The organism is Acinetobacter sp. 22323 (assembly GCF_052044895.1).
GTDB lineage: Bacteria > Pseudomonadota > Gammaproteobacteria > Pseudomonadales > Moraxellaceae > Acinetobacter > Acinetobacter schindleri.
In genome coordinates this window covers 25,092-36,448 of record NZ_JBQEOL010000024.1, presented here as the reverse complement: position 1 = coordinate 36,448, position 11,357 = coordinate 25,092, and the positions used below count along the sequence as shown (strand labels likewise).

Here is an 11,357-nt window from a genome sequence, read left to right as displayed (position 1 = left end):
ATTTCTCAAATAAACTTCGAGTAATTTCTACCATCAATCAATGAAAATAATTTCGATCAATCAACCAGTAAAAATCCACACAAGTTGTTCTTCATAATCTCTTAATGATCTTCTCAATGCTTCGTCAGCATCAAGCTAGGTCGGCTATATTACTCTCTATCTCTAGAAAGTCAACCAGTAAATCAGATTATTTTTAAACTTATCAAATAAAACCTAACTCAACCAATCTTAACTAAGTTGCTGTTTTATCAGAAGTTTTAATCTTCATCACCGCCGATGGATGTGCATTCTACAGCATTTCAGATGCCTTGCAACACCTTTTTAAAAAAAATCTCTCCACATGTGTGTTTTTTAATCTTTTCGTGTGTTTTCCTTCATTTTTTATACAAATTTGCTTAAATGATGTTTATTCCTGAATATAACGTTTATTATTTTCATATTAATAAGTAGTGCTACTTACCCGGAAAAGGCCTCAGGTTACCTTATGCATCGTTCTATTTACTTAACTCTATGTTTATTTTCTTTAGCCTCAACCGCACAGGTTTTTGCTGAGGTGACTACCGATGTGGAAAATCTAGAAAATGAGCCTGAAAAAACGCCCCTTAGAACAAAAATTTCCAATAAGGCGCAACAATTACAGACACAATTGAAGGTCGATGCCAGAGCAGCACAGGCTGAAGAAGTTAAAGATCCCTTTCAGCCACTAAATAGAAAGATCTATCAATTTAACGATGTGATTGACCGCAACGTGTTACGACCTGTAGCCGTACAATATGTGGAAAAGGTTCCGAAAGATGTTCGCGGCAGCTATACTCAGTTCCGCAATAACCTGGGTGAACCCTGGAATGTAGTCAACCAGTTAATTCAAGGTCGTCCTGCACGGGCTGCCAAGTCCCTAGGCCGCTTTACCATTAATACTCTAACGACTCTAGGTTTGGCAGATCCTGCCCGTCGCCTGGGCTTGAGTCATGAAGATGAAAGGCTGGGAATTACTTTAGGTTATTATGGAGTGCCTTCTGGCCCTTATATCATGCTGCCACTTTTAGGTCCAAGCTCTGTCCGCGGGGTAATTGGTAGCGCTGTAGATAGCCAGGCTCGTCCGCAAAAATATATTCTTGATGATAATGACGGACTTTACTGGAGTGACCAGTCTTTGCGTGTTATCGACACTCGTTCTGAAATACTGGACGTCGAAGGGGTATTGACTGGTGATCGTTATGCACAGATTCGTGACATTTATCTGCAACGTACCAGTTATGCAATTGCTGAAAAGAAAGGCATGGAATCTGAGAGTCTATTCACTGATATAGATGATGAATTTGAAGATGAGTTTGATGAAAATCAGAGCGATTCGACAGAACCAACCTTTTAAGTAAATAATTTCAGCAAGATTATCGGTGAAAAAGATTCGCCGGTAATCAATAGCTTGTTATAGTACATCTAATAAACAAATTTGGGATTAGTTCATTTCCTTATGTATTTTATTCAGCCGACTCGTGATGTTCCTTATCTTGATCAAGTCCTTGACACACTTCCAGATGTGCAGATGATTGGTCTTGAAGATCATGAGTTGTATGATCAGACTATTCTTGCAATTTCCGATGTGCATGATTATCTGAAATACCAATGGAATTTTCCTACCATTGTCCTGGCTTTGGAAAATGAAGGAGCTGAACTATCTCAAGCCTGGGAGCAAGGTGCTCTTGCCGGGTGGATCTGGAACAAACTTCCAGCTCAGCCTCTCCTCGCTTTACAAAAAATTGATGCGCAATATAAAAGAAACCAGGATAGTCGCGACTTACCTTCCGCAGCAGAGTTACAACAAAGATTACTTCCCAACCCGATTGAGCTTTTGAACTATCAGGTAGAAACATATTTTCAGCCTTCCGCTTATCTTTCTGGTGATTGGTACGATTACTGGAAAATTAGCGACAAAGAAGTGATGTTCTATCTGGCTGATGTGTCTGGACATGGTGTCACCAGTAGTTTACTTACATCATGGATGGCGGCTTTTCATGGCCGTTCCAAATCGCCACGTGAACTGATCAAAAAGCTGAATGGCATGCTGGTTCAGGAAAATATTGAAAAACATATCACCATGATTGCTGGGGTTTTAAACCTTGAAACTCATGTGGTGCGCTGGTCCAGTGCCGGGCATTATCCACCGCCTATTATTTTTGAACCCAATCAGGCACCCAAAATTTTATCGACCAGTAGTTTTCCACTCGGGCTGACCGAAGACCTGGAAGTAGATGAACAGGAATTCGTCCTGAAACGTCATGCCCGATTCATTTTATGTTCGGATGGTGCCCTGGAACCCTTTGATGGCGGTTTGAATGAACAGTTTGCACAGCTGGTCTATCACTTGCAAAATCAATCTTTTCAAGCGCCGGAGCATGTGGCAGACGATATTGCCTTCCTTAGCTTCATACGTATGAATTAGTAATATAATTATTGCTTTAATAGATACTTAAATTAACTCAGACCTTCAGCTACTTGAGTATCAAACTACCCTATGGGATAATTTAATATCCTTCTCTGCAAATGGCATTTATATGTCAACAGGTCATGTTGAATATGCAAGTTTGAACGGAACGCATATTTTTAAGCTTATTGGCGAAGTGCGTGCACAATCTTGCATAAGTCTAGACAAGTTACTGAACAAAATTGAACAGCAAGATAATGTCGTTGGTGCGATCGTTGATTTAACTGAAACCAGTTTTATTGACAGTACTGTACTCGGCGTTCTTGCAAAACTGGGTTTGAAACTGAAACAAGTGCATCATATCCAGGCTGTCATGCTCTCTACCAATTCAGATATTACAACCCTGGCCAATAGTATGGGTCTGGGACAGGTATTTGTGATCCTGAACTATTGTGGAGATTCGCATGTCTGCACCCGTGCCCTGATCGAAGAGCATGTAACGCATCGTAATATGCTCACTACGGTCCTGGATGCGCATAAGACATTGATGAAACTCAATGAAAGCAACAAAAATATGTTCGAACCTTTGGTTAAACAGCTGCAAAAAGAACAGGACAATCTCGATAAGGTGTCCGAACCCAATATTTAATCTTAATTTTCCAGGAAGGAAACGATGACTTTACTCTCTGTTGTACAAATGAATTCTCAGAATGAAATTGAAGACAATTTCAGAACGATAGAATCCTTGATTCAGCAGAGTAAAGCCGCTGGTGCTGAACTGATCGTCTTTCCTGAAAATTTTGTCTGCTTTGCTGCCGGAAAACAACGCGAAACTGCAGCTCAGTTTGAAAACATTCAGCAACGTCTCGAAAAACTGGCACATCAATATCAGATCTGGATTATTGCTGGCACCCTGCCTTGTCCGTATCGCCCGAATGGTTCAGTCATTGAAGATGGTCGTGTCCGTACGGTAAGCCTGTGCATTAGCCCGGAACGTACTGAAGCACGTTATGACAAGATTCATTTATTCGATGTGCAAGTGGGTGATGCTGTCGGTGGCTATCAGGAGTCCAAATTCTTTGAACCAGGTACAGAGGTCTTGGTTGCGAAAACCCCATTTGGCAATATTGGCTTGATGGTGTGTTATGACCTGCGTTTCCCTGAATTGGCACTGACTTTACGTCAACAAGGCGCCAATATTCTGACTGCCCCTTCTGCTTTTACCTATACCACAGGTCAAATGCATTGGCAGTTACTTCTACAAGCACGTGCCATGGATACTCAGTGTGCTGTGCTTGGCGCTGCACAACAGGGCTGGCATGGAGAAAAACGTCAGACTTGGGGACATACTGCAGCCACCAATAGCCGCGGTCAGGTACTGGATATGGTACATGCGGAAGGTGCTCAGCTGATCACGGTAGATTTTGATTTAAATGAACAGCATAAAGTCCGTGAGTCCATGCCATTGATGCAACATCGAAAATTGATCCAGTTTTAAAGTTTGCGATTTTCCTGCATAAAATAACAAAATCCCTGCTTATTCCTGTTTAAAAATCATCGAGCATAGAAACTCCATGAAAAAATAACAGGGATTCATATCATGTCATTAGAAAAAACTGTCTATACCGCCCATGCCAAAGCAACAGGTGGCCGCGATGGTCGGGTTACTACGGATGATCAACTGCTGGATATACAACTCGCAGTACCAAAGGAAATGGGTGGTTCAGGCGGTGGTACCAATCCTGAACAGCTCTTTGCTGCTGGCTATTCAGCCTGCTTTTTAGGGGCGATGAAATTTGTGGCTAATCGAGACAAACTGAATATGAGTAAAGAGGCTTATATTGAAGGTGAGGTAGGGATTGGTCCGATCCCAACTGGCTTTGGTATTGAAGTTACCCTAAATGTTCATCTGGAAGGTATGGATCAGGACGAAGCTCAAAAGCTGGTGGATGCTGCGCACATTGTCTGCCCATATTCTAATGCCACCCGTAATAATATTGATGTCACGCTAAATGTGATTACTTAAGATCCAGTAGACAGCTATCCTGAAAAATCTGTTTTCAGGATAGCCTTGATCCAGTATAAAAATTCAATTCTTAGTTGGCGGGTCTTCAGCTTTTTAAATACTGTTTTCATCTTCCTATTTCAAAAAGATAACAATTAGACAGATAGTTATATATAATGATTCTTATTCGCATTTATTATTGAGTTTATTTTGATGTAAAAGCCTCTTCTCCTCATCACACTGTTTTTAAGTATCCCTATCTCCTCTCTTGCAGATGTGCAAGTTTCTGAAAAAATTCGCCCTCAAGTCAAATCCTTGGTGAATCCAGATATTGATCGACTTGCTATTCCTCCTACACCGCATAACATGAGCCTGCCTGAGTTTGGGCAAGATGTAATTGGCTGGGGCACAGGCCCTCAAGATGCAGAAACACGTTTAAAACATGTTAGTAAAGCTGATGTTGAAAAGATGAAACAGGTGGGTTTAACTGTAGAAATAGCGAAAACCTGGCAAAATTTTTATAAAAATGAGACTCAACGCAATGCCGGCAATCCAACCGCTCCATTGCGTGCCCAACTCATGAAGAAAATTATCGACTTGTGGTAATTTATTAAAAAGCAGTCCAACTGGCTACTTTTTAACAGTTCTATCATTAAGCTAGTTCTGCTGCTTCGTTGGTGACACGCAGTACTTCTTCCACCGTCGTCTTACCTGCCAGCACTTTACGTAAGCCATCATCACGAATAGAACCAGATTGTTGACGTGCGTAACTTTCTAACTCGTATTCTGGTGCATTACCATGAATCAGACGGCGCATATGCTCATCCACCGGGACAATTTCATAGATCGCAGTTCGACCAGTAAAGCCTGTATGTGAGCAGCGTTCACAACCTTTTGGCTGTGGTAATTCTAATTGTGTCCCATTATGGACATGGGCAAATAGACCTTGTTCAAATTCATCCGCTACATGCCAGGTCGCACAATGTGAACAGAGAGTACGTACCAAACGCTGAGCAACCACCCCAATCAGCGAACTGGATAATAAGAAAGGTTCAATCCCCATATCTTTAAGACGGGTTACTGCACCAATTGCAGTATTGGTATGCAGGGTTGATAAAACCAGGTGACCTGTTAAAGAAGCCTGTACTGCTATTTCTGCTGTCTCCAGGTCACGAATCTCACCCACCATGACGACATCGGGATCCTGACGCAGCATCGCTTTTAAAGCACGGGCAAAGGTCATATCCACTTTGGTATTTACCTGCGTCTGCCCAATACCTTCCAATTGATACTCGACCGGATCTTCCGCGGTCAGGATATTCTTGGAACCATCATTCAGATCGGAAAGTGCTGCATACAGTGTCGTCGTTTTACCCGAACCAGTTGGGCCAGTGACTAGAATAATCCCATGTGGACGATGTACCAAAGTCTTGAGGCGATCGTAATCATTATTCATTAGACCCAAATGGGTCATGTTCAGGCGACCGGCCTGTTTGTCCAATAGACGCATTACCACGCGCTCACCATACGAAGATGGCAAGGTAGAAACACGGACATCGACTTCACGCCCTGCTAGGCGCAACGAAATACGACCGTCTTGGGGAATACGCTTTTCCGCAATATCCAGCTTGGCCATGACTTTAATCCGCGAGACTAACAGCGGTGCCAGTTCACGGCGTGGCTGTACAATTTCGCGTAACTGACCATCAACCCGCAAGCGGACTGAAAGTTTCTTCTCAAAGGATTCAATATGAATATCGGAAGCACCCACACGGATTGCTTCTGAAAGTAAGGCATTGATCAGGCGGACAATCGGCGCATCATCTTCCTGATCCATTAAATCTTCAGCTTCAGGGACAGAATCGGCCAGACTAAGCAAATCTGGATGGTCTTCCAGACCAGCTGCGACTTGTTGTGATTCGCCACTGTCTCCAGCGAAACTGCTACTGAGTAATTGGCTAAATTCGTGATCATTGCAGAGCTGATACTGGGCAGGATGGCCCAAAAAACGGCGTGCTTCCTGCAATGCAAGCATCGAGGTATTATCACGACGGACGATAAAGACCTGATCCCCTTCATAACGCAACAACACCCCATGGCGTTTGGCAAAACTATAAGGGATTTGTAATTGTTTCAGTACTTGCATCGTAGAATTATAATAATAGTGAAAAAATTTAAATTGAGTGTACTCTAAGCACATGACAGCGTGAAGTATGTTTAGAAAGATTTAGTACGAAAGGACAGCCGCATTGCCACACGATCAAGTTGATTTTTCCTCTGCTCAGCCCTCTATTCATTGGTGGGGGGAACAGAATTTTGAAATAAATGAGTCCAAAGCCTGGCAATTTGGTTCGCTGCTGTTCCGTCTGACACGTGGCTTGCAGGAATGGCGTCTGGAGTATTACCGCCCTGTGGTACAGTTTGACTATGAGCAGAAATGGCACCAAATCGAAGATCCCCATTTTGCCTTTCCCCAGCCAGTGAAAATTGAACGCTATATGTTCAAGTCCACCAAAAGTAAACTGCGACTCATGCCTCGTCTGGCAGATCGTTCTGTAGTGATCAAACCCGTCGATCCCATTTATATTCCTGCCGGGCAACGCGGAACCCTATATATCAGTACGCCACTGTGGATTGCCGGCTTTGTCGATGGACAGCGAGATCCAATTTTTGATGTTCCGGTAATTCTACCCAAAGATACCTGGTTTGGCCCGAATCATCGTTCTGGGGAAATTTGTTATGCCACAGCAGTCGATGGTCGTACTGAGCTAAAACAGCTGACGCCGCGTGCATTTCGCGCTGTAACTCCAATTGAATTCCACAATACCAGTAATCAGCAACTGCGCTTTGACCGTATGAATGTACCCGTGCCCGCCCTACCACTGTTTTTCAGTGCCAGTACGGGACGTCTTTGGACCTCGCAAATTAAAGTCCTGCATGAAGGTCTGGATCGCCCACCTCGAATTCGGATTGAAAACCGTACCCCACCACATGCCGGTGAAGTGGACTATCTACATCCACCACGTGACCCTGCAGGCAACCTGTTCAATATGTTTGATTCATTCTTTTAAGGACGGCTAATGGCAAACTCAAGTATTTCTGCTGAAGTCACCAATAGCCTGAAAGGCGTATTTACCAGTATCAATACTGATCGGCTGACAGAAATTGCTGTCGCAATCGTACTGTGTTTTATTGGTTTTTTAATTGCACGTTTTTTCTCGAATGCCTTTATCCGGACGATTGGTCTACGCTTTAATGCCCATCAGCAAATGGTCTGGCGTCGCGGTATTTTCTACTTCATTTTCCTGCTGTTTGTCATGGCCAGCTTAAAGGAAGCTGGCTTTAAGCTCAGTGTCTTCTTAGGTGCAGCAGGTATTTTGACAGTTGCACTGGGTTTCGCATCTCAGACCTCAGCATCTAACCTGATCAGCGGTATGTTCCTGATTGGTGAAGGTTCTTTTGAAGTTGGTGATACCATTCAGATTACCCTGATTCGTGGGCATACCATTGAAGGTGAAGTCATTTCGATTGACCTGCTCTCAGTCAAATTATTAACCCAGGATAACATCTATGTCCGGTTGCCGAATGAGCAACTGATCCGTGCCCCGGTACACAACCTGTCCAAATTTCCGATCCGGCGAATTCCGATCACATTGGCGATTAATTTCCATGAAGACATTATCAAGGTTCGTGAAGTGCTGCTAGATGTAGCAAACAAATATCCAATGGTGCTTGCCGATCCGAAACCAGCTGTGACAGTAACTGCTTTCCGGGAATCATCCATTGAATTACTGTTTGCAGTCTGGTGCCAAGGTGAAAACTTTTTAAAAGTTCGTGATGAAATGCAGGAACGCATTCGTAATGGTTTCCTGGAAAATCATATTGAGATTCCTGTACCGAAAATGGGCTTTGTAGATCATCCACTTGCGCGTCCGCTGGAAAATGAAGATGTTGATCAATATGCCAATGAGAAGGAATTGAAGAGGGAGCCGGATTTAAAATAACTTTTTTTAAATCCCTGCTAACCTCCCTTTAAAAAGGGAGGAATTGTCATAAAAAGCCGCTCTTTTCCTTGCACATCGCTTAAAGCTTGCAGGGTTTAGGAGATTAAATTAACGCTCAAATGTAGTTAATTTAGATTCAACCTCTCTTCTCCCCATCCGGCATTGGTGCAATATAAGCAATCAACAACATCACTCCACCTGCCAGTAAGAAGGACAATACTCGAGTTAAGGTCCCGATATGAGACAGATCAAACAGCACCAGTTTTAAGGTTACAATCACCAGAATACTACCACCCAGAATCCACATCGGTTTCAGGGCTTTCAATGCCGCAATCCACATCGTTGCAAAAGCCAATAGCACCCATAGAATGGTCAAGCTCAACTGGACTGTGGCATTACTCCACACTTCCAAACTGTTCAACGGCGTTCCTAAATACATATGCAAAGCACGCAATACAATATAGCTGGATAGCCAAAGTAAACTCAGTACCATGAGTACTGCCATCATTCCTTTATCTCGCCCTGCCCTAATTTGTTGCAGCAGCATCCAGATGAAGCTGACCAACATGGCAATACTCACCAGATCAAAAGGATTTAAAATAGGAAGCAAATAGAACTTAAAGGCCTGCTGACTGAGCAGCTGTGAACACAACAACCAGGCTGCCATCAGAATCAAGGTACTGTTGCCTTGCCACAGCATCGGCCAAGCAGAATCCGCAGATTGTTTATAAGACCAGAAACACAGACCTAATGGCAAAATCACCATACTGATATAGGGCATACTTGGAATCAGACATAGGCTTGCCAGAGTCAGACTCACTAGAGCTCCCAAACTCACCCATTCTTTTGAAAGCAACAAGCCTGAGGCTGGTCGCAGCCATTGCCAGGCTAACAATAAGGTGGATAATCCAAAGATACTCCGGGCAAATGGACTCTCCCAAATCAGTACACCATTTTCACTTTGATCAATTGCCAGAACCACACCAGCAAAAACCAATAGCGTTAAGCCACACCATTTTGGCACCAGCCAGCTCCAGTCCTGATTTTTTCTGAAGATAATTTCATTAATAACAGCAAAAATCAGTGCAACTGTAGCCAGACTATAAATATGGGCATCTGGCGAACTGAACTCATCTTCCAATAAGGCAAACAGCATCAGGCTGGCTGAGAAACTGAGTAAGCTTAAGAAACCAGTACTCAGCCCATCTAGTTGCTGGATATAACGCTCTTTGAACTGGCTAATCAAGACTACAGCCAGATAACAGCCACTTAGTATCCAGAAAATGTGTCGCGGTGTTGGATTCAACTCAACCAGATAATACAGACTGCTCAGCCCAGCCATGATCAGTAAGCCCATACTCAAATATTGCCCAACTTTGAGATTCTTTTCCAAAGCCCAGAAATAAATTAATACGCCTTCTACGGCCCAGCCCACTACGCTCCATTCACTTTCCAGCAAAATTGGTGGAATCAGGGCAATAAAAATCAGCATCAGACTGAGATAGCTATTGGCAATGATATTCAGGGTATGACTACGCCGCGATCCTAACCAGCAAACTGCGAATACTGCGGCGTAAATCAGGCTCAGTCCTGCCTGCCATGTACGTTCATTAAAATGAATCAGATACAGGAAAATATAGGCTGTAATTGGCGCGGCAAAAATCAGGGCAATGTCCAGAATCGGCTTGAGCTGGAACCTGCTCAGGTCATCTTTAGCGAGTAACTGACTAAAACGAAATCCCAGCCAGATAAACACGGCACTATGCGCCAGAATCAGGCCAGTCATGCTATAGCGTTCAGAAGTGTAGCCATGAATCAGCGCATAGATTCCCCCAACAATCGCAGTGACCAGAAAGGCAATCTGATTCAGCGTCTTCCAGGGTTTTAAGCTGGTCAGCGTTGCTACTCCGATATTAATGACCAGATAATAAGCAATCAGCTCTACAGCTGTGGCATCCCGTACAGGCAAAGTAAATGGTGCAATATAAGCAATTAACAGCGCCATCACCGTCAATTCAAAACTATTCTGCTTAAAACTGAGATATAGCGTCATGGCCATAATCAGCACAAATAGCACTGATGCCATCAACAGACCAGGAATGACCAGATTGTAATAGGCAAAGAATAAGGTCAGAAACAGCGCACTTAATCCCAGACCCTCAAGTGCCAGCGCAAAACTGCGGTTTTTCTCGATCAACCAATAGCCCAGCCCAGCAACAGCCATACTTGCCAAAGCAATCAGCCCCAATTTCATTGCCAGACTGATTTGCCAATGCTCCGTTGCAAAACGTAGTAACAGGATAATTCCGACAACCAGAATCCCGATTGCAGCTTTAAGCACCGGATTGCCTTGAAAAATCCAGCGCTGGATCTGATCGATTAAACCCGGTGAAGCATGATCGATTTGAGTTGGCTGCTGAAAGGCTTGCAGTGGAACTGGCTGAGAATTTAGAGTGTCCTGACTTGGCGCCGAGTGAATACGATGCTGCAACTGACGCAATGACAGCTCTATTCGTTGCAACCATCGAAACAGGAAGAAAATCCAGGCCGTGACGCCCAGCCCCATCAACCATTTCAGGTCGATGACACCTCCCACAATGGCAATCAGGGAAGAAATATATAATGGAACCTTGGAATAACCAGAAATAGACAACTGATGTTCAGCAGTGATCTCTTCAAGTGGCTGCTGCACTGCATTGACATACTGCATTACACTCATCAGAAAACCGAGCCCACATAAATAGCTGACAATCTCGTAATCCAGATACCAGGCACTCAAGCCTACAATCACCAGGCTGATCAGCCACATCATGCGTAATTCATTTTGCCCTGTTGTCATTCTTATATTTTCCAGTCCCATACCACTCCATCATACAACATGCCGCTGCCGGTTATTTCATCTTCGGTCATTATTCGCTAAGCT

Annotated in this window: 10 protein-coding genes; 8 read left to right on the top strand and 2 right to left on the bottom strand. The window is 43.6% G+C overall.

From position 1 onward, the window contains the following. Window positions 1–484: 484 nt before the first annotated feature. From ACTJIX_RS13630 to ACTJIX_RS13605, 6 genes are all read left to right on the top strand, one after another. Entirely contained in the window at window positions 485–1,372 is an 888-nt protein-coding gene (locus ACTJIX_RS13630) for an MlaA family lipoprotein (RefSeq protein WP_348903243.1), read from the top strand. A gap of 102 nt (window positions 1,373–1,474) precedes the next feature. After that, the gene (gene gigA, locus ACTJIX_RS13625; RefSeq protein ID WP_348903241.1) at window positions 1,475–2,443 is read left to right on the top strand and encodes an RsbU family protein phosphatase GigA; all 969 of its coding nucleotides are present in this window, start codon (window positions 1,475–1,477) and stop codon (window positions 2,441–2,443) included. 112 nt (window positions 2,444–2,555) lie between these two features. Beyond that, window positions 2,556–3,074: an anti-anti-sigma factor GigB gene (gene gigB, locus ACTJIX_RS13620; protein WP_004812973.1), complete on the top strand. Its 519-nt coding sequence runs from the start codon at window positions 2,556–2,558 to the stop codon at window positions 3,072–3,074. Between the two features lie 24 nt (window positions 3,075–3,098). Then, on the top strand, window positions 3,099–3,923 hold the full coding sequence (locus ACTJIX_RS13615) for a carbon-nitrogen hydrolase family protein (protein WP_348903238.1): 825 nt from the start codon (window positions 3,099–3,101) through the stop codon (window positions 3,921–3,923). A gap of 102 nt (window positions 3,924–4,025) precedes the next feature. Then, window positions 4,026–4,451, top strand: a complete 426-nt coding sequence (locus ACTJIX_RS13610; RefSeq protein WP_076753114.1) for an organic hydroperoxide resistance protein — start codon at window positions 4,026–4,028, stop codon at window positions 4,449–4,451. Between the two features lie 255 nt (window positions 4,452–4,706). Continuing rightward, window positions 4,707–5,036 (top strand): DUF4951 domain-containing protein, encoded by a 330-nt coding sequence (locus ACTJIX_RS13605; RefSeq protein ID WP_440611531.1) that lies wholly within the window; start codon window positions 4,707–4,709, stop codon window positions 5,034–5,036. Window positions 5,037–5,082: 46 nt separating this feature from the next. Here the strand turns inward: ACTJIX_RS13605 and gspE are convergent, their stop codons facing one another. Continuing rightward, on the bottom strand, window positions 5,083–6,576 hold the full coding sequence (gspE, locus tag ACTJIX_RS13600; protein ID WP_440611530.1) for a type II secretion system ATPase GspE: 1,494 nt from the start codon (window positions 6,574–6,576) through the stop codon (window positions 5,083–5,085). A 103-nt stretch (window positions 6,577–6,679) separates the two neighbouring features. On the opposite strand from gspE, the gene ACTJIX_RS13595 reads away from it, so the two are divergent. Together ACTJIX_RS13595 and ACTJIX_RS13590 are read left to right on the top strand one after the other, a co-directional pair. After that, window positions 6,680–7,501, top strand: coding sequence for a hypothetical protein (locus ACTJIX_RS13595; RefSeq protein ID WP_004812982.1), 822 nt, complete (start codon window positions 6,680–6,682; stop codon window positions 7,499–7,501). 9 nt (window positions 7,502–7,510) lie between these two features. Continuing rightward, window positions 7,511–8,434, top strand: a complete 924-nt coding sequence (locus tag ACTJIX_RS13590; protein WP_004812984.1) for a mechanosensitive ion channel family protein — start codon at window positions 7,511–7,513, stop codon at window positions 8,432–8,434. 136 nt (window positions 8,435–8,570) lie between these two features. On the opposite strand, the gene ACTJIX_RS13585 is transcribed toward ACTJIX_RS13590, so the two are convergent. Continuing rightward, window positions 8,571–11,273, bottom strand: a complete 2,703-nt coding sequence (locus tag ACTJIX_RS13585; protein ID WP_440611529.1) for a DUF2339 domain-containing protein — start codon at window positions 11,271–11,273, stop codon at window positions 8,571–8,573. Window positions 11,274–11,357: the final 84 nt, after the last annotated feature.